Annotated in this window: 17 protein-coding genes and 1 tRNA gene; 10 read left to right on the top strand and 8 right to left on the bottom strand. The window is 70.0% G+C overall.

The annotated features are described in order from the left end of the window. Positions 1 to 18: 18 nt before the first annotated feature. Complete coding sequence (locus BOSE125_RS01605) at positions 19 to 726, bottom strand: metal-dependent transcriptional regulator (RefSeq protein WP_159549080.1); 708 nt, start codon at positions 724 to 726, stop codon at positions 19 to 21. A 233-nt stretch (positions 727 to 959) separates the two neighbouring features. Here BOSE125_RS01605 and serC point away from each other — a divergent pair, with 233 nt between their 5' ends. Further along, positions 960 to 2,087 (top strand): phosphoserine transaminase, encoded by a 1,128-nt coding sequence (serC, locus tag BOSE125_RS01600; protein WP_159549077.1) that lies wholly within the window; start codon positions 960 to 962, stop codon positions 2,085 to 2,087. Positions 2,088 to 2,183: 96 nt separating this feature from the next. On the opposite strand, the gene BOSE125_RS01595 is transcribed toward serC, so the two are convergent. Both BOSE125_RS01595 and BOSE125_RS01590 read right to left on the bottom strand, forming a co-directional pair. Then, complete coding sequence (locus BOSE125_RS01595; protein ID WP_159549074.1) at positions 2,184 to 2,792, bottom strand: DUF3027 domain-containing protein; 609 nt, start codon at positions 2,790 to 2,792, stop codon at positions 2,184 to 2,186. Continuing rightward, a complete protein-coding gene (locus BOSE125_RS01590) occupies positions 2,776 to 3,159 on the bottom strand; it encodes a cold-shock protein (protein WP_159549071.1) in 384 nt (127 codons plus the stop codon). The genes BOSE125_RS01595 and BOSE125_RS01590 overlap by 17 nt, the downstream gene beginning before the upstream one ends. Positions 3,160 to 3,486: 327 nt before the next feature. Here BOSE125_RS01590 and BOSE125_RS01585 point away from each other — a divergent pair, with 327 nt between their 5' ends. The 7 genes from BOSE125_RS01585 to BOSE125_RS01555 all read left to right on the top strand — a co-directional run bounded on the left by BOSE125_RS01585 (position 3,487) and on the right by BOSE125_RS01555 (position 11,832). Then, the gene (locus BOSE125_RS01585) at positions 3,487 to 3,774 is read left to right on the top strand and encodes a hypothetical protein (RefSeq protein ID WP_159549068.1); all 288 of its coding nucleotides are present in this window, start codon (positions 3,487 to 3,489) and stop codon (positions 3,772 to 3,774) included. 16 nt (positions 3,775 to 3,790) lie between these two features. After that, entirely contained in the window at positions 3,791 to 6,136 is a 2,346-nt protein-coding gene (locus BOSE125_RS01580) for a helicase-associated domain-containing protein (protein WP_159549065.1), read from the top strand. A 63-nt stretch (positions 6,137 to 6,199) separates the two neighbouring features. After that, a complete protein-coding gene (locus tag BOSE125_RS01575) occupies positions 6,200 to 7,897 on the top strand; it encodes a DNA repair helicase XPB (protein ID WP_159549062.1) in 1,698 nt (565 codons plus the stop codon). A 70-nt stretch (positions 7,898 to 7,967) separates the two neighbouring features. Next, a complete protein-coding gene (locus tag BOSE125_RS01570; RefSeq protein WP_115932984.1) occupies positions 7,968 to 8,675 on the top strand; it encodes a response regulator transcription factor in 708 nt (235 codons plus the stop codon). A 61-nt stretch (positions 8,676 to 8,736) separates the two neighbouring features. Beyond that, positions 8,737 to 10,422 (top strand): HAMP domain-containing sensor histidine kinase, encoded by a 1,686-nt coding sequence (locus tag BOSE125_RS01565; RefSeq protein ID WP_201301111.1) that lies wholly within the window; start codon positions 8,737 to 8,739, stop codon positions 10,420 to 10,422. 92 nt (positions 10,423 to 10,514) lie between these two features. Continuing rightward, positions 10,515 to 10,805 (top strand): WXG100 family type VII secretion target, encoded by a 291-nt coding sequence (locus BOSE125_RS01560; protein ID WP_115932983.1) that lies wholly within the window; start codon positions 10,515 to 10,517, stop codon positions 10,803 to 10,805. A gap of 94 nt (positions 10,806 to 10,899) precedes the next feature. Continuing rightward, complete coding sequence (locus tag BOSE125_RS01555; RefSeq protein ID WP_159549059.1) at positions 10,900 to 11,832, top strand: DUF4031 domain-containing protein; 933 nt, start codon at positions 10,900 to 10,902, stop codon at positions 11,830 to 11,832. 124 nt (positions 11,833 to 11,956) lie between these two features. On the opposite strand, the gene groL is transcribed toward BOSE125_RS01555, so the two are convergent. The 3 genes from groL to BOSE125_RS01540 all read right to left on the bottom strand — a co-directional run bounded on the left by groL (position 11,957) and on the right by BOSE125_RS01540 (position 14,939). After that, positions 11,957 to 13,594, bottom strand: coding sequence for a chaperonin GroEL (gene groL, locus BOSE125_RS01550; RefSeq protein WP_159549056.1), 1,638 nt, complete (start codon positions 13,592 to 13,594; stop codon positions 11,957 to 11,959). A gap of 247 nt (positions 13,595 to 13,841) precedes the next feature. Further along, a complete protein-coding gene (locus BOSE125_RS18095; protein WP_159549053.1) occupies positions 13,842 to 14,525 on the bottom strand; it encodes a LytR C-terminal domain-containing protein in 684 nt (227 codons plus the stop codon). A 96-nt stretch (positions 14,526 to 14,621) separates the two neighbouring features. Continuing rightward, positions 14,622 to 14,939 (bottom strand): DUF3263 domain-containing protein, encoded by a 318-nt coding sequence (locus tag BOSE125_RS01540; RefSeq protein ID WP_159549050.1) that lies wholly within the window; start codon positions 14,937 to 14,939, stop codon positions 14,622 to 14,624. Between the two features lie 124 nt (positions 14,940 to 15,063). Between BOSE125_RS01540 and BOSE125_RS01535 the strand changes: the two genes are divergently transcribed. Beyond that, a complete protein-coding gene (locus BOSE125_RS01535; RefSeq protein WP_159549048.1) occupies positions 15,064 to 15,753 on the top strand; it encodes a uracil-DNA glycosylase in 690 nt (229 codons plus the stop codon). Positions 15,754 to 15,761: 8 nt separating this feature from the next. Here the strand turns inward: BOSE125_RS01535 and BOSE125_RS01530 are convergent, their stop codons facing one another. Further along, positions 15,762 to 17,726, bottom strand: a complete 1,965-nt coding sequence (locus BOSE125_RS01530) for a threonine/serine exporter ThrE family protein (RefSeq protein WP_236557761.1) — start codon at positions 17,724 to 17,726, stop codon at positions 15,762 to 15,764. 126 nt (positions 17,727 to 17,852) lie between these two features. Further along, positions 17,853 to 17,929: transfer RNA gene (locus BOSE125_RS01525), tRNA-Val, on the bottom strand. A 117-nt stretch (positions 17,930 to 18,046) separates the two neighbouring features. Between BOSE125_RS01525 and BOSE125_RS01520 the strand changes: the two genes are divergently transcribed. Continuing rightward, a complete protein-coding gene (locus BOSE125_RS01520) occupies positions 18,047 to 18,790 on the top strand; it encodes a thioredoxin domain-containing protein (protein WP_159549046.1) in 744 nt (247 codons plus the stop codon). The last annotated feature ends 90 nt before the right edge of the window (positions 18,791 to 18,880 follow it).

Raw genomic sequence — 18,880 nt, 5'->3', positions numbered from 1 at the left:
CCCGTCAGCCACCGTGGTTCAGAGCTGGCGACGCTCCACGATGATGTGAGAGGCGGTCTCCCCGTTCACCTCGAGCGCCACCCCGCCCTCGACGGCCTCCGCGGGCCGGACTGTGACATATCCGTCACTTGCCACGATCTCGATGTCCTGGTTGGGGCGGACACCGGCCAGCGCCAGCTCTCCCAGCAACTCAGGGTCCGTCTGGATGGCCTCGGTCAGGCGCACCACGGTGTAGCGGCCGGGCTGACTGGACACGGCCGAGAGCCGCTCGCCCCGGTCGAACGGGGATTCGTGACCCGGCGCCGGGACCTGGAGGTGGCCCAGGCCCGGGATCGGGTTCCCGTAGGGCGACTCCGCCGGGTTGTGGAGCAGCTCGAGCAGGCGCAGTTCGACCTGTTCGCTCATGACGTGCTCCCAGCGGCAGGCCTCCTCATGCACATAGGCCCAGTCCAGGCCGATGACGTCGGCCAGCAGGCGTTCGGCGAGGCGGTGCTTGCGCATCACGCCCACGGCCTTCTCGCGGCCGTCCTCGGTCAGTTCCAGGTGTCGGTCATTGCGGACGTGCACCAGGCCGTCACGTTCCATGCGGGCGACGGTCTGGGACACGGTGGGACCGGAATGATCCAGGCGCTCCGCGATGCGGGCGCGCAGCGGGACGATGCTCTCCTCCTCAAGCTCGAGGATGGTGCGCAGATACATCTCGGTGGTATCGATCAGGTCCGTCACGGCTGATGTTCCTCTCCAGGTCCCCAACGTTGCGTCGTGTCCGTCACTGCCCACCGCCCGTGGTGGGCGCGGGCAGTCCACCATCCATCCTAGTCGTGCGGCCCGGATCGGGGGGCGAGTTCCGCCACGGGCCGAGCAGGGCCTACCCGACACGTGGCGCTCTCGTGCCCCACCGTGCGGGAGAATGGCCTTTCGCGGCCCGGCCGAGACCTACCGACACGTCAGGAGATCCCATGAGCACACCCGAGGTGACCATTCCCCAGAACCTGCTGCCGCAGGACGGACGGTTCGGTGCCGGTCCGTCCAAGGTGCGCGCGGACCAGGTGCAGGCCCTGGTGGCCGCCGGTTCGAAGCTGCTCGGCACCTCCCACCGCCAGGCACCGGTCAAGAACCTGGTCGGCAGCGTCCGTCAGGGCCTGACGCAGCTGTTCTCCGCCCCGGAGGGCTACGAGGTCATCCTCGGCGTGGGCGGTTCCACCGCCTTCTGGGACGCCGCCAGCTTCGGCCTGGTGCGGAGCAGGGCCCAGCATCTCTCCTTCGGTGAGTTCGGCTCCAAGTTCGCCAAGGCCACGGACCGAGCCCCGTTCCTGGAGGCCTCGTCCATCCTCACCTCCGAGCCGGGCACCCGCCCCGAGCCACAGGCCGAGGAGGGCGTGGACGTCTACGCCTGGCCGCAGAACGAGACCTCGACCGGCGTTGCTGCTCCCGTGCAGCGCGTGTCCGGCGCCGCGGATGACGCCCTGGTGCTCGTGGACGCGACGTCCGCCGCCGGAGGCCTGCCGGTGGACGTCTCCCAGGCCGACGCCTACTACTTCGCCCCGCAGAAGAACTTCGCCTCGGACGGCGGCCTCTGGCTGGCGCTCTTCTCCCCCGCGGCGCTGGCCCGGGTGGAGGAGATCAAGGCCTCCGGTCGCTGGATCCCGGACTTCCTGGACCTGAAGACCGCCGTGGACAACTCGGTCAAGAACCAGACCTACAACACCCCGGCCCTGGCCACCCTGGTGATGCTGGACAACCAGATCCAGTGGATGAACTCCAACGGCGGCCTGGACTTCGCCACGGCCCGCACCGCGGACTCCTCCAACCGGGTCTACACCTGGGCCGAGGGCTCGAGCTTCGCCACTCCGTTCGTCACCCGCCCGGAGGACCGGTCCGCCGTGATCACCACGGTCGACTTCGACGACAGCGTCGACGCCGCCACCGTGGCCACCATCCTGCGGGCCCACGGCGTGGTGGACGTGGAGCCGTACCGCAAGCTCGGCCGCAACCAGCTGCGCATCGCGACCTTCGCCGCCATCGACCCGGATGACGTCACGGCCCTGCTGGCCTGCATCGACCACGTCGTCGAGCGCCTCTCCTGAGCGCCCTGGGCCTGAGGCACACCTGACAGAGAACGACGGCGGCGCACCCACCCGGGTGCGCCGCCGTCGTTGTCCTTCGGGCCGGTTCTGTGGCCCTCAGCCCTGCGGTGCGGAGTCCTCGTCCCGGGACTCCTCCTGCTGATCCTGCTGATCCTGCTCGTCCTGCAGCTCGCCCTGGGCGCGGGCCACGGCCTTCTCGGGGTCCTCCCCGGCGGCGATCGCGTCCAGGCGGATCTTCTCCTCCTGGCTCACGCGCTCGGACCACGGCAGCCAGTCGGGGGCCAGGATCGCCGTAGCCCCGGGCAGCAGCCCGGTCTCGCACACGGTGACGACCTTGCTGCGGGGTGCCCGGGACAGGGTGGCGAACCACTCCCAGCCGCCGTAGCCGGACAGGGTCGCGGCAAAGCGGTGGGTGACCAGGCGGTCGTCGTCCGCCACGGTGCCCACGTGCTCACCGATGTCCCCGTCCTCGGCCAGGCCCTCCAGCGCCGCCCGGGCCTCGGCCACGGCCGCGGCCAGCAGCTCGTCCAGCTTGGGGGTGCGCTTGCGCGGTGCCCTCGTCGGCTTCGGCGGGATCCGCACGGAGCGGCCCGCGGACTGCACGGTCTCGGGGGCAGTTGCGCCGTCAGCACCGGCTGCGGACGACTCATCCGTTGGGTCTGCCCCGGCGTCCTCAGGGGCGGAGGTCTCAGGCTTCAAGTTCATCGGCCACCTTGCGCAGGGCCATGGCGATCTTCTCCGCCTGGGCCTTCTGCGGGTACTTACCCTGGCGCAGGCTGTTGGACGCCATATCCATCCACTTGATGAGGTCCTCGACCACCACGGCCATGTCCTGCGGCTTGCGGCGGGTCGCCCGGACCACGGAGGGACCATCGGTGAGAATGCGGGCGCTCAGGGCCTGGGGGCCGCGGCGGCCCTCGGCCACACCGAACTCCAGACGGGTTCCGGCCCGGACCTCGGTCACGCCCTCGGGCAGTGCGGAGGCGGGCAGGTGGACCTCGTGTCCCTCATCCGTGTGGATGAAGCCGAAGCCCTTGGTCGAATCGTAGAACTTTACTTTGCCGGTCGGCATTCTTGATGTCCTTATCTCTCCTGGGTGCCCCTTCCGGCCCTGTCGGCGTGCCGCCGCAGCCCGGTCGGATCATCGCCCCGGGCCACTTCGGTGGCCGCGGACCCTCGTGGTCCGGCGGGCCCCCGGGCCCTGGCTGCGCTGCCGGCTCGCGGGCTGGTCCTGTCCTCGGACGTCGTGGTCCGGGCGGCCCTGCTCCACTGTGCCGCGGCCCGTGCCGGTCGGAAGGGAAAGTCTGTAACCCTCTCAGGATACCCTCTCACCCGCGGAGATCCCCCCGTGGCTTCCCCTCCGAGGACCCCAACACGCACCCGGCGTAGACTGGCGGCCATGTCCGCTCGCCCCATCGTCTCCCCCGACGCCCGTATCCACGGCTCCCCCACCACCGCGGCCCCGTCCACCTCAGAGACCTCACCCTGGCTGAGGGCCCTGCTGATCGTGGGCGCCACCCTGACCGCGGTCTCCTTCGCGGCCACGGTGCTGCTGCTGGTCTCCTACTTCCTCAGTGTCACGGCCTGGCCCCTCTTCTACTGGTTCGGCCTCTACGGCCTCCCCCTCGGATTCGTCCTGATGCTCACCTATGTGGTGGCCAAGGCCGTCCTGAGACGCCGCGCCTGACCCGGCCCCGGTGCGCATGAGGGCCGCCACGCTGACGGACCACCTCTCCGGGTGGCCGGACCATCGCCTGGAGCGGCTGTTCTCGCTGCGTCCGGACCTGTGCCACCCGCCCGTCCCCGACTTCGCCGCCCTCGCGGCCCGCGCCAGTACGCAGATGTCCGTCCTGCGAGCGTTGGACGGCCTGGACCGCGCCCATCTGGACGTTCTCGAAGGCATGGCCGTCCTGACAGTCCTGGGCAAGCCGCCATCCACCGGGCCCGACGCCGGCCCCACCGTCGCGCTCTCCCGGCTCGCCTCGTTCCTCACGGACGGCACGGCTCCGTCACTCTCCGGCACAGCCCCCGATGAAGCTCGCCTCGCGGCGGTCAGCGCGCTGGTGCACGATCTCGCCGAGGCCGCCCTGGTGGTGGAGCATTCCGCCGGCTGGCGTGTCCCGGTGCCGGTCGCCGCCGCGCTGGGCCCCCACCCGTTGTCCTTCGGGCGGACTGCCGCGGCCCTCGGCTCCGAGATGGTCCTGCCTGCGGACCGTGAGGGAGTGCTGGCCCTGCTTGGCCGTGAGGCGGTCCAGGGCGATCTCCTGAGCCGTGCCACCGCGGCACTGGATGCACTCCAGTCCTCGCCCGTCGCGCGCGTCCCGGAGCCGCCGGGCCCCGTCCATGAGGCGCTCCTGCGCACCGGCCTGTTGGTGCCGCTGGGCGCTGACCGGCCCGGCTCCGCGGAATCCCTGGCCGAACACCCGCTGGAAGCCGGGCTGGCCTGGCGTCACGGGACCGCCGGACGCACCGTTGACCCTGAGCCGCCGGCTCCGCCCGGCCGTGCCATCAACCCGGCTCTGTCCCGCAACGCCGCCCTGGCAGCCGTCGGCGACCTGTTGCGCGGCGCCGCCGACCTCCTGGAGGCGATGACCGGCGGGCTGCCGACCCTGCGCTCCGGCGGGGTGGGGGTGCGGGACCTGAAGCGGCTGGCCGACGCCGTGGGAGGCACCCCCGAGGACGTCTCCTGGCTGCTGGAGCTACTGGCGTCCGCCGGTCTCGTGATCCTGGACCCGGACACCTCCATCTGGGTCCCCGCCGCCACGGTCCCGGACTGGCGGCGCAGCGAACGCCAGGTGCAGTGGGAGGCCCTCGTCGCCGGTTGGCTGACCAGCGGCCGCGCACCGATGCTCGGTCCGGTACCGGTCACCTCGGCCACGGTGGGCGGCGCCGCCTCCGGGCGTGCCCTGGCCCCGGACCGCAACCGCCCGGACGCGCCCCGCCTCCGCGCGGCCGTCCTCGAGGCAGCCCTGGAGGTCTCCGATGAGCGGCCCAGCACCCGGTTGGACGAAGCCGTGCCGGACCGCCAGCGGTGGCGCGGACCCCGGCAGCACGCCCGCAGCGCCGCCTTCACCCTCCCCCTGCTGGCGGAGGCCGAACGGCTGGGTCTGGTCGGCGCCGGGGCTCTCACCGCTGCCGGGGCACTCGTGGCGGCAGGACGGCTCGACGAGGCCGCCGCCGCCGTCGGTACCGCCCTGCCGGCCCCGCTCACCCGGGTGCGCCTGCAGGGCGACCTGACTGCCGTGGCCCCGGGCTACCTGGACCCGGAGGTGGCCGGGCGGCTGGCGGCGATGGCCGAGGTCGAGGGTGATGGCACCGCGCGGGTCTACCGGTTCTCGGATGCCTCACTGCACCGGGCACTGGAGTCGGGATCGACCGCCGATGAGCTCGAGGCCTACCTCGAGGACCATTCCGAGGACGAGATCCCCCAGTCGCTGCGATACCTGATCCGGGACGTGGCCCGGCGCCACGGCACGCTCACCGTCGGGGCCATGGGTGCCTGGTTGCGTTCCGAGGACGAGGACCTGCTGGATGTCATCGTCGCCGATCCGGCGTTGGCCGCGGCCCGGCTGGAACGGCTGGCACCCACCGTGGTGGTGGCCGGCGTCGGTCCGGCGGCCCTGCACCGGATGTTGACGGAGGCCGGGCACCGGGCCGGGTCCGCCCCGGTCGGAGCGCCCCACGACGACCGCCCATCCGGATCCGCACCGCGCGCGCACGCCGGGGGCGGCACCTTCCCGGAACCGGTGCGTGCCGTGCGCTGGTCGCCATCCGAGGAGGAGCTGGCCGCACAGATCGCCCGGCTGCGGTCAGCCCCTCAGCCGGCCCCGAGCGGCGCGGGGACCGAAGAGGCAGTGGCCGTGCTGCACCAGGCCGCGCGCCAGCGGACAGAGGTCGACCTCGTCACCGTGGACCAACGGGGCCAGCGCCAGTCCCGCCGCGTGGTGCCCCTGGCCGTCGCCGGCGGACGCGTCCGCTGCCTCGTTCCGGACCGTGAGGCCGAGACGGTGGTGCCGCTGCACCGGATCGTCTCGGCCACCACGGTGTGATTCACTGGCGCAGTCGATGCCGCACCTGACCGCCAGTATCCCCGCCGTACCGAAGGAGCACCCGTGGCCGATGGCCCCCTGATCGTCCAGTCGGACAAGACCGTGCTTTTGGAGGTGGACCACACCCAGGCCACCGAGGCCAGGCACGCCCTCGCGTCCTTCGCCGAGCTGGAGCGCGCACCGGAGCACGTACACACCTACCGGATCACGAACCTGGGCCTGTGGAACGCCCGGGCCGCCGGGGTGGATGCCGAACGCGTGCTGGACGTGCTGCTGACCTACTCCCGGTATCCGGTCCCCCATGCCCTGCTGCTGGACATCGACGACACCATGTCCCGCTACGGCCGGCTGCGCCTGGAGAACGACCCGGTCCACGGCCTCGTGATGCGGACGGACGACTACCCCGTGCTCGAGGAGGTGCTGCACGCGAAGAAGACCGCGGAGATGTTCGGACCGCGCATCAACGGGGAGACCGTGGTGGTGCACGCCGCCAGCCGCGGCCAGCTCAAGCAGCAGCTGCTCAAGCTCGGCTGGCCCGCCGAGGACCTCGCCGGCTATGTGGACGGCACCCCCTATCCCATCGGCCTCACCGAGGTGCCGGACACCGGGGAGGTGCCCGACGCCGGCCCGGCCGGCGCCCAGCCCGCGGAACCGTGGCGATTGCGTCCCTACCAGCGCCTGGCGGTGGAGAACTTCTGGGCCGGCGGGTCCGGCGTCGTGGTCCTGCCGTGCGGCGCCGGCAAGACCCTGGTTGGCGCGGGTGCCATGGCCACGGCGAACGCGACCACGCTGATCCTGGTGACCAACACCGTCTCGGCGCGGCAGTGGAAGGCCGAGCTGCTCAAGCGCACCACGTTGACAGAGGCCGAGATCGGCGAGTACTCGGGCTCCGTCAAGGAGGTGCGCCCCGTGACCATTGCGACCTACCAGGTGCTGACCCTGAAGCGCGGCGGCCTCTACCCGCACCTGGAACTGGTGAACGGGCACGACTGGGGGCTGATCATCTATGACGAGGTGCACCTGCTGCCCGCTCCGATCTTCCGGATGACGGCGGACCTGCAGGCCAGGCGCCGGCTCGGGCTGACCGCCACCCTGGTGCGGGAGGACGGTCGGGAGTCCGAGGTGTTCTCCCTGATCGGGCCGAAGCGGTACGACGCCCCGTGGAAGGACATCGAGGCCCAGGGCTACATCGCGCCCGCCGAGTGCATCGAGGTCCGCGTGGAACTGCCGCGGGACGAGCGGATCGCCTACGCGATGGCCGAGGATGCGGACAAGTACCGGCTGTGCTCCTCCTCGGACATCAAGCTGCCGGTGGTGAGGTCTCTGGTGGCCCGGCACCCCGGCGAGCAGGTGCTGGTGATCGGGCAGTACCTGGACCAGCTGGCCGAGTTGGGCGAACTGCTGGAGGCGCCGGTATTGACGGGGGCCACCTCCGTGGCCGAACGCCAGCGGCTCTTCGGCGAGTTCCGCGAGGGCCGGATCGGCGTGCTGGTGGTGTCCAAGGTCGCGAACTTCTCGATCGACCTGCCGGAGGCGTCCGTGGCGATCCAGGTCTCCGGGTCCTACGGGTCCCGGCAGGAGGAGGCCCAGCGGCTGGGTCGGCTGCTGCGGCCCAAGGAGGATGGCAAGTCCGCGCACTTCTACACCGTGGTGTCCCGGGACACCCTGGATCAGGAGTATGCCCAGAAGCGCCAGAGGTTCCTGGCCGAGCAGGGCTACTCGTACACGATCCTGGATGCCGGGGACCTGACGCCGGGCTGAGCCGGACGCCAGCCCGATGCATCCAGCAGGCATTCAGCAAACGTCCAGCGAACGGGTGGACGATGGAGACATGAAGTCAAAGGAACCCGAAGCCAAGCTCCTGGTCGTGGATGACGAGCCGAACATCCGCGAGCTCCTCTCCACCTCCCTGCGGTTCGCCGGATTCGAGGTGGTCGCGGCCGCCAACGGACGTGACGCCCTGGCCGCTGCCGAGAAGGAGCAACCGGACCTGGCCGTGCTGGACGTCATGCTGCCGGACATGGACGGTTTCACCGTGACCCGCAAGCTCCGCGCCGCCGGCCGCCACTTCCCCGTGCTGTTCCTCACTGCCCGTGATGACACGGAGGACAAGGTCACCGGCCTGACCGTCGGCGGGGACGACTACGTCACCAAGCCGTTCTCCCTGGACGAGGTGGTGGCCCGCATCCGCGCCGTGCTGCGCCGCACCGCCCCGGCCGAGGGAGACGAGGCCATCCTCCGCGTGGACGACCTGGAACTCGATGACGACGCCCATGAGGTTCGCCGCGCCGGCGAGGTCGTGGAGCTCTCCCCCACCGAGTTCAAGCTCCTGCGCTACCTGATGATGAACCCCAACCGGGTGCTGTCCAAGTCGCAGATCCTGGACCACGTCTGGGAGTACGACTTCAACGGCGACGCCTCCATCGTGGAGTCCTACATCTCCTACCTGCGCCGCAAGATCGACCGCGCCGACCTGCCGGACATGATCCAGACCAAGCGCGGCGTCGGCTACCTGCTGCGCTCCGCGGACAAGCGCTGATCCGGCCGGTCCCCTCTGGCGGCCGGGGTGACCGGCCCCGGGGATCCGTATCCTTGAACGCATGCCTGCAACCGTGAACCGCGCCGGGCGCTTCCGGCCGTTCCACGAGCTCGCCCGGCTCTGGAAGACCTCCTCCCTGCGGACGCAACTGGTGGTCATGACCACCGGCCTGATGCTCCTGGCCGTGATCGTCACCGCCGCCCTGACCGCCTCCCTGTTCCGGCAGGAGCTCGTCCGCCAGATCGACGACGACCTCCATGCCAACCGCAACAACGTCTCGGTCTACCTGACGAGCCTGGGGACGGACACGGGGTACTTCTCCTCGCCGCAGTCCATCCTGCGCTTCTACGGTGAGCTGCAGGACAACGCGGGCAACACCACCACCAACTCCTCCTTCACCGGGGCCAACGAGGACCGCCCGGTGGTCCCCTCGCTGACCGCCGACGAGGTTCTGGAACGCAACAACGAGGCCTTCGACGTCCCCGGGACCACGGAGACCTCCCGCGGCTGGCGGGTGACGATGTACCGGCTGGCCTCCGGTGAGGGCTCGCTGGCCATCGCCCTGCCGCTGGAGCCCGTCCACGACTCCGTGGACCGGGTGACCTCCCTCGTGGTCACCATCGGCCTGCTGGCCACCGCCGGCGCCTCCGTCATCGCCTACGCCGTGACCACGCGCGCCTTCAAGCCCCTGCTGCGGGTGGAGCGGACCGCCGCCCAGATCGCTGCCGGGGACCTGTCCCGCCGTGTGGAGATGGGTGCCCCGGACACCGAGGTCGGCCGCCTGTCCCGCTCCCTCAACGCCATGCTCGCCCACATCGAGACGGCCTTCCGGTCCAAGGAGCAGTCCGAGGAGCGCATGCGCCGTTTCATCCAGGATGCCTCGCATGAGTTGCGCACCCCGCTGGTGACGATCCGTGGATTCTCCGAGCTGTACCGCCACGGCGGGATCAGCGACCCGGACGACGTCGGTGCGGCCATGGGGCGGATCGAGGGCGAGGCCAAGCGCATGGGCCAGCTGGTGGAGGACCTCCTCACCCTCGCCCGCCTGGACGAGCAGCGCCCGCTCGAGCACCGGCCGGTGGACCTCATGCTCCTGGCCCACGACGCCGTCCTGGACGCCCGTGTGAACGCCCCGGACCGCGAGATCAGCCTTGAGGGGCTCGACGGCGGCCGCGCCGGTTCCGCACCCACGCTCGGCGACGAGGGCAAGATCCGCCAGGTGGTCACCAACCTGGTCACCAACGCGCTGCGGTACTCCCCGGCGGGGACTCCGCTGGAGATCGCCGTGGGCACCGTGGACGTGCTCCCCGGATCCGTCCACGCCGACGGCCGGCAGGTGCACGGATCCCGCGATTCCGTGATCGAGATCCGGGACCACGGACCAGGCATCGACGAGCAGGATGCCTCCCGCGTCTTCGAACGCTTCTACCGGGCCGACTCCTCCCGGCAGCGCGAGACGGGCGGCACCGGTCTGGGGCTGGCCATCGTGGCGGCCATCGTGGCTCAGCACGACGGCACCGTCCGGTTGGAGCAGACCCCCGGCGGTGGGGCCACCATGTCGGTGCGGATGCCCTGGGTTGACCCCGCGGCGGACGAGGATGATCTGCCTCAGGATGGAGAGGCCCCCGATGGCGAGACGGAGTCCGAAACCCCGGGCGTCCCAGAGGACACCTCGACCGGTCCCCTGGCCATTCCGCCGCGTCCTCCACAGCCGCCAGGTTCCGGCCCGCCCTCCACATCCGGGTAGCCGCCGGCCCCATCGAGGAGTGCGCTTGCCTAGCGTGGGATCAGCCGGGACAACACCGTTCCGTGCTGGCCCCCAGCCCCGCAGGAGAGAACATGGCACTCGTCCAGATCGACACCGAAGACCTCATGGCCAAGAGTCAGGCCGTGGAGTCCTCCATCGGCCGCCTCCAGACCGAGGTGAACGCCATGGAGGCCAACCTCCGTCAGCTCCAGGACACCTGGCGCGGACAGGCAGCCAACAACTTCCAGGCCATCCTCACGGAATGGCGGGCCACCCAGGCCCGGGTGGAGGAGTCCCTCGTGTCCATCCGTGGCGCCATGACCCATGCGGCCCAGCAGTACCTGGACGCCGAGACGGCCAACGCCTCGATGTTCCGCGGCTGACCCTCCTTCCCTTCCCACGCCCCACGCGTTCAGCCGAGTTGGTGCGGGTGTCGAGATGCCCACACCAAGTCGACGGAAAACTAGGATGGGCTGCATGACGGTGCTGATCGATCCGGCGCGGTGGCCGGCCCACGGCACCGTGTTCTCCCACTTGGTCTCGGACCGCTCCCTCGAGGAACTGCACGCCTTCGCGTCGGCGGCCGGCATCTCCCGGCGCGCCTTCGACGGTGACCACTATGACGTCCCCGTGGAGCGCTATGCGGAGCTGGTGGCACGGGGCGCCGAGGAGGTCAGCGGTGCGGATCTGGTCCGCCGGCTCGTGGCCTCCGGACTGCGCATCCCGGCAGCCCAACGGGCAGGCAAGCTGGACAAGGTCCTGACCCAGCGGTTCAATCGGCTGTTTCCCGGGACCTCTCCCCTGGAGCGGGAACCGGTGGTGGCGGATCTGTTGGCCCGGTGGTCCGAGCCGCACCGGCATTACCACGACCGCTCGCACCTGCTCGCCGTGCTCAGAGCCATCGATGTGCTGGTCAGACACGGCGAGGACTGCGGCCGGTGGACGCGCAGCGTGAAGTTGGCCGCCTGGTTTCACGATGCCGTCTACCGTGGCGACCCGGCCCTGCCGGAGGGGCAGGACGAGGAGGACTCCGCCGTGCTGGCCGAACAGGCCCTGTCCGAGGTGGGGCTGCCGGATCCGGAGATCGAGGAGACGGCACGGCTCGTGCGGATGACCGCCACCCATGATCCGGACCCGGGCGACCGGACGGGGGCGGTGTTCAGTGACGCCGACCTGGAGGTGCTGGGCCGCTCCCGGGGGGACTATGCCCGCTACCTCTCGGCCGTGCGCCAGGACTTCGCGCACGTACCCGACGCTGACTTCGCCACCGGGCGGGCCGGCGTCGTCCAGTCCCTGCTGGCCTTGGACCCCCTGTACCGGACCACCACCGGCGCGAGGCTCTGGGAGCGCCATGCCCGGCGGAACCTGTCCGCTGAGCTGCATCCCACCGCGCGGCACTGGACCCGCTGACCCCTCGTTGTCAGTCGAGTTGGCGTGGGTGTTAAACGCCGGGACCCCCACCAACTCGACTGAAAGCGAGAAGGCGGGGGTCCCGTGAGAGCTGGGCGCTCAGTGAACCTCAGGGGTCACTGGATCACATCATGCCGCCCATGCCACCCATACCGCCCATGTCGTCGCCGCCCGGCATGGCCGCAGCCGGCTCGGGCTTGTCGGCCACGACGGCCTCGGTGGTGAGGAACAGACCGGCGATCGAGGCGGCGTTCTGCAGGGCAGAGCGGGTCACCTTGACCGGATCGTTGACGCCGGCGGCCAGCAGGTCCTCGTACTCGCCGGTGGCGGCGTTGAGGCCATGACCGTCCGGCAGGGAGCGGACCTTGGCAGCCACGACGCCCGGCTCCAGGCCGGCGTTGAAGGCGATCTGCTTCATCGGGGCCTCGATCGCGACCTTGACGATGTTGGCACCGGTGGCCTCGTCACCCTCCAGGGAGAGCTTGCCGAAGGCCTTGGCACCGGCCTGGGTCAGGGCCACGCCGCCGCCGGCGACGATGCCCTCCTCCACCGCTGCCTTGGCGTTGCGCACGGCGTCCTCGATGCGGTGCTTGCGCTCCTTGAGCTCAACCTCGGTGGCGGCACCGGCCTTGATGACGGCCACGCCGCCGGCCAGCTTGGCCAGGCGCTCCTGCAGCTTCTCGCGATCGTAGTCCGAGTCGGTGTTCTCCATCTCGGCGCGGATCTGGGCCACTCGGCCGGCGATCTGCTCGGCATCGCCGGCACCCTCGACGATGGTGGTCTCGTCCTTGGTGATGACGACCTTGCGGGCGGTGCCCAGGGTCTCGATGCCGGCGTTCTCCAGGGTCAGGCCGACCTCTTCGGAGATGACCTGGCCACCGGTGAGGATGGCGATGTCAGCCAGCATGGCCTTGCGGCGGTCACCGAAGCCCGGAGCCTTGACGGCCACGGACTTGAAGGTGCCCTTGAGCTTGTTGACCACGAGGGTAGCCAGGGCTTCGCCCTCGACGTCCTCGGCGATGATCAGCAGGGACTTGCCGGACTGCATGATCTTCTCGAGAAGGGCGACCATGTCCTTCACGGTGGAGATCTTGGAGTTGACGATGAGGATGTAGGGATCCTCCAGCACCGTCTCTTGGCGCTCGGCGTCAGTGACGAAGTAGCCGGAGAGGTAGCCCTTGTCGAAGCGCATGCCCTCGGTCAGCTCGAGCTCCAGGCCGAAGGTCTGGGACTCCTCGACGGTGACGACGCCTTCCTTGCCGACCTTGTCCAGCGCCTCGGCGATGAGCGAGCCGATCTGGGTGTCAGCGGCGGAGATGGACGCGGTGGCGGCGATCTGCTCCTTGGTCTCGATCGGCTTCGCGGAGGCCACGAGCTCCTCGATGACGGCGGCCACGGCCTTCTCGATGCCGCGCTTCAGGGAGAGCGGGTCAGCTCCGGCCGCGACGTTGCGCAGGCCTTCCTTGACGAGGGCCTGGGCCAGCACGGTGGCGGTGGTGGTGCCATCACCGGCGACGTCGTCAGTCTTCTTGGCAACTTCCTTGACGAGCTCGGCACCGATCTTCTCGTACGGATCGTCGAGCTCGATCTCCTTGGCGATGGAGACACCGTCATTGGTGATCGTGGGGGCGCCCCACTTCTTCTCCAGCACCACGTTGCGGCCGCGGGGGCCGAGGGTGACCTTGACCGCGTCGGCCAGGGTGTTCAGACCCCGTTCCAGGCCGCGGCGCGCCTCTTCGTCGAATGCAATGGTCTTGGCCATGTGTGCACTGTCCTTTCTGGACCTTGGCGTTGCTTGGCAGTGTTCAACTGACCTGTGCAGTGCCCGCGACGGACGGCCCGGAGCCGGGCCTCACCACGTTCAGGTCTGCTCCGAGGCCACGACCACCCGCATGCCTGCGGGTTTTGGCAGTCACAACCTCAGAGTGCTAAGTCCATATTTAGCACTCGCACCCTCCGAGTGCAAACAGCAGCCGGTCTGTGGGACGGCTTTTCAGCGTGTGGGCGAATCAGCCGGCGTAGTCGGAGCTGAGCACCACGGCGACGCCGGGCACGCGCGCCTCGTAGACCAGCGGAAGGCCCAGCTCGGCGGCCACGGCCTGGGCGGTGGTCTCGTTCTGCGAGTAGTACACGGCCGAGCCGGACACGGAGAAGCCCTGCCAGTTCCCGGAGCCGGCCACGGTGAAGCCGCCGGAGGACAGGGCGCCGGAGACCCGGCCGGCCAGGCCACCGATCGAGGAGGCGTTGTAGACCTCGACGGGTGCGGAGGTGTCCCCGGTGTCGGCGGCCGCTTCGGACTCGGCAGGATCGGACGCAGCCGGATCAGACTCGGCGGAGGACGTCTCCTCGGATGCTGCCGTCTCGGCCGGTTCGGAGGGCTCCGAGGATTCGAGATCCTCCGGTGAGGAGGTCATCTCGCCGGAGGGGCTGGCCTCGGGCCCGGTGGACTCCGCGGGGGCCTCCACCGTAGCTGAGGCGCTGGCGGAGGCCCCCGCGTTGGCCGGGTCGGAGGGCAACAGCGAGGGCAGGACCAGGAAGGAGAAGGCTCCCACGGCCAGGGCCAGGGCGGCCGCGGCGGAGATTCCCACCAGGCCCGAGGAACCGGTCGTCAGGGAGGGGTCGGCCCGGTGGGTTCCCTTGCGGTCCCGGTAGGCGGGGACATCGTCGAATTGATCATGCGGGTACTGCGTCATTGGCCACCATCACCAGATTCTCGGCTCCACGGCGTGGCTCCCGGATGAGCGGGGGACGTCATGGAGATGGACACGGCCCGACCGCCGGTGCGGTACTCAGGCCTCCTGCCGCCGGGCACTGCGTGCACGGTGGCGCGTGGTCCGTAGTCTACGCAATCTCTTGACAAGCATGGGCTTGTGCGCCAGCGCCTCCTGACAGTCCAGCAGACCGTTGAGCACCTGGTAGTACGTGGTGGCCGAGAGGGAGAACCGGTCGCGAATGGCCTGGTCCTTGGCCCCGCCGTATTTCCACCACTGGTCCTCGAAGTCCAGGATGTCCCGGTCGCGCTCGGACAAGGCGTCCACGGCGGGATCCACGGCACTCTCCGACGGAGTCGGTGCACCGTCCGGCTCGGCGGCGTTCGCTGCAGTCATGAGGAGTCCTTCCAACGGGGTACTCCACAGTCTACCGGCCGAAACTACACCGGTGTCATTCGCCCGGGCCGCTGAGGGTCGGTGCCTGGACGCAGGACGCCGGCCGGACCGGTAGTCTGCCGACGTGGACCTCATCGCCCCCTTGGATCCCGGCTGGGAACACGCCCTGGCCTCGCAGCGCGAGGCCCTGGCCGCCGTCGGGCAGAACATCCAGGCCCGACGCGCGGCCGGAGAGCAGATCCTGCCCGCGCCGGAGAACGTGCTGCGCGCCTTCCGGCAGCCCTTCGAGCAGGTGAAGGTGCTCATTTTGGGGCAGGACCCATACCCGACGCCGGGACACCCGATCGGGATGAGCTTCGCGGTGGACCGGCACGTGTCCCCGTTGCCGCGCTCACTGACGAACATCTACCGGGAGCTCTCCAGCGATGTGGGCGTGCCGCCCGCCGCCCACGGGGACCTGAGCGTGTGGGCGGACCAAGGTGTCCTGCTGCTCAACCGCGTGCTGACAGTGGCCGCCGGGGAGCCGGCCAGCCACCGCAGGCTCGGCTGGGAGGGCATCACGCAGACCGCCGTCCAGGCCTTGGCCTCCCGCGGCACACCGCTCGTGGCGATCCTCTGGGGCGCCGATGCGCGGAAGATGGCCCCCATATTGCAGGAGTGTGCGCCACCGGACAGTCCAGTGGGGATCGTCGAGTCCGCGCATCCCTCGCCGCTGTCCGCACGCCGCGGGTTCTTCGGTTCGAAGCCCTTCAGCCGGACGAACGAGTTGCTTCAGCAGGCTGGAGCCACCCCGATCGACTGGCGCATCGGCTGAGAGACGCGTCAGCGACGGCCGATGCGGCGCCGTTCGTTGGCCTGGAAGGCCGTGGTGAACGGACGCGCGATGGTGTCGCCGAGGACCACGCCCGCCGCGATGGCCATGATGACGACGGCGGCGTTGAAGAGCCCGATGACGCCCTCCATCATCTCCCCCGTGTCCATGGCGATCTTGTACATGGAACGGAAGATGGTCAGACCCGGCAGCAGGAAGAGGATGCCGGGGACGGCGACGACGAGCTGAGGTGCACCCATGCGCAGGGCCACGTAGCGGCCCAGGGCGCCGATCGCCACGGCGGCGATGGCGGGGGTCAACCGGGACCCGACACCGATGAACTCGGCACCCACATACACGGCAAAGCCGGCCAGGGACACCACGGCGGTGGGCAGCAGCAGTCGCCATTCGGACTGCTCGAAGATGGAGTTCCAGGTGGCGGCTGCGAACACCAGGATGCCCAGCAGCCACACGGGATAGTCCGCGAAGGGCTCTTGGGCCAGGTCGAGCTCGCGGACCCCGAGCATGGAGGAGAACACGGCGGCGGCCACGATCCCGGCGATCAGGGCGGCGAAGACCAGGAAGGCCGAGACGAAACGGCCGGCCGCCGTGACCGGGAAGCCGTTGATGGCATCCTGCACGGCCGAGACGAAGCGCCCCGAGGGCAACAGCAGCATGATCCCGCCGGCCACCACGAGGGACGGCGCGAGGTCCACGTCCAACGTGTACAGCACCAGCGCGATCATGGTGGCGATGAAGCCGCCGGCCATGATGGAGAAGAACTCCGGGATCCGCGCCTTGCCCAGCAGGTCCACCACGGTCATCATCAGCATCATGGACAGGAAGGCCACCCCGGCGCCGATCACACCGCCGCCGATGAACACCACGAAGGTGGCGGAGAACAGACCCGCGGCCACGGTGGTCAACCAACCTGGGAAGGGCTTGGGCTTGTGCCGGATGTCAGCCAGGGTCTGCTGCGCCTCGTCCCGGTCCATCTCGCCGGCGGCCACCGCGGCGACCAGACGGTGCAGCAGGGCCAGCCCGGCATAATTCTGCGACCAGGACCGCACCACGCGGTGCAGGGAGTACGGGGTCTTCCCGCTGGGCGCGTAATTCAGGGCGATGGACTGGTTGGTGATGTCCACCTCGGTCTCGTGGACACCGAAGGCCTGGGTCACCACGATGATCGAGGTCTCCACCTCGAGGGCGCCGGCCCCGAAGCGGAACATGGTCTCGCCGAGTTTCAGCGCGAAGTCCAGGGTGGTCCGGGCATCAGCGTCCGCGTTGCGGGTGGTGCGCAGGTACGGGTTGGCATACGGGCTGGTGGCGATCCGGTCCACGATGGACAACGTCTGGGTCGGCAGCGGCTCCGAGTACATCATCCGCTTGAAGGCGGAGCCGCCCGAGAACCGCAGGCGGCCCTTCGACGGCTTCTTCTCCCGCTCCGGGACGCCAACCGTGCCGGTGGTGCCGATCGGGGCCGTCGCCGGGGTCTCCCCCGTGGTCGGCTCGGAGGGCGCCAGCACGGATTGTGGCACCGGGTCAGAGGCCGGCGGTTCCGTCAGCGGGGTGTCGGTCAGGGTCGCATCGCCCGGCGGCCCGTCGGCCGGCCGTGCATCGGTCGGCCCGACGCCGGCTTCCCCACCCGGGGCGGTCGGTCCACCCACCACGGTGGTGCCGGAATCCGTGCGCACCGGGTCAGCGGTCTCGACTGACTGGGTGGGGGTCGGCGCCGTGGGATGCTCACCCGTCGCGGGGAGCCCGGCGGCCTCGGCTGCCGGGCCGAGCGCGAAGTCGATGGCCAACGTCGGGGCAGGCACGGTCTCCGGATCGGCCTCGGGGCCCGTGCCGGTGGTGGCGTCGAGGTAGTCCTCCGGCGAGCGCCGGGAGGGCTTGATGATGGGGATCTGGGCGAGATCGGCGGGCGGTTCCTGCGCGTGCCGATGACCAGACCGGGTTTCGGGGATCTTCTCCACTGCCGCTCCCTTCCCTGCCGAGCCGCCACCACATCCTGATCCGGTGGGCGCCGGACAACACTGTACTGTCCTGTGAGATGCCGTCCTGTTAACGACTGAAGGGCCCGCTCCGGGCCCTTCAGGATGTGGTGGATCTTACTGGACTCGAACCAGCGACCTCTCGCGTGTGAAGCGAACGCTCTAACCAACTGAGCTAAAGATCCATCATGCCAGGCCAGCACTCTGACGAGGGGCCAACAGCTATGAAAGCCTACCAGAACAGGCGATGAACCAGAAAACGGCGCCGCAGTCGCCCCGGACGTGCCCCTAGGATGGCAGTCATGCGCACCAAACCGGCCGAGAGCACTGACACCACTTCGTCCTGCCCCACATCCTCCCCCCGGCCGGCGCGGCTCGGTGTCACCCTTGCCCTGGCGGCGGCCACCGTGGTGGCTCTGACGGGTTGCGCCGATGCCATCCGCAATGCCGAGCACGGCGGCTCCTCCGATCCTGCCGCTTCCTCGTCCTCTGCACCGCAGCAGACGGCCGGGACCGAGGCGTCCGGGGTGCAGATCTTCGAGGACTTCGCCTGCCCGCATTGCGCGGCCTTCCACGAGCAGAACGGGGGCCTGATCCACGGCCTGGTGTCCGGTGGCGAACTGGAGGCCGACTACCGCATCGTGGACTTCCTGGGCCGGGGCGACCCGGAGTCCTGGTCCACGCGGGCCGCCAACGCGTACTACTGCCTGGAGGATTCGCTGGAAGCGGGCACCGGGAGTGGGAACGAGGCAGCCGGCAACAAGCTGCACGCCTTCCAGTCCTGGCTCTTCGAGCAGGCCACGGCCCAGCCGGACGATGCCACCCTGGTGACCCAGGCCGATGAGATCGGCGGAGGTGCCGCGTCGGTCGAGCAGTGCGTCACCGAGGACGGTGGGGCCCCACAGATCACCGCCGCCATGTCAGACTTCTCCGACTTCGGGCTCCGCGGCGTCCCCTCGGTCTACTCGACGGCCGACTCGATGTTGTACAACCCCGAGCAGCACGGCGACCTCAAGGCCTGGCTGACAGACCGCTCCGGGCGATGACCGCCGCATACCGCACGTATGGCAGGGAAGCTGGGAACGGCCGGTATAGGAAGGTGAAATAGATCCTCGCGAGGACCGGCGAAACCCTCG

It is taken from the genome of Citricoccus sp. K5 (assembly GCF_902506195.1).
Classification (GTDB): Bacteria; Actinomycetota; Actinomycetes; order Actinomycetales; family Micrococcaceae; genus Citricoccus.
This window is presented reverse-complemented; position numbering and strand designations above follow the sequence as displayed.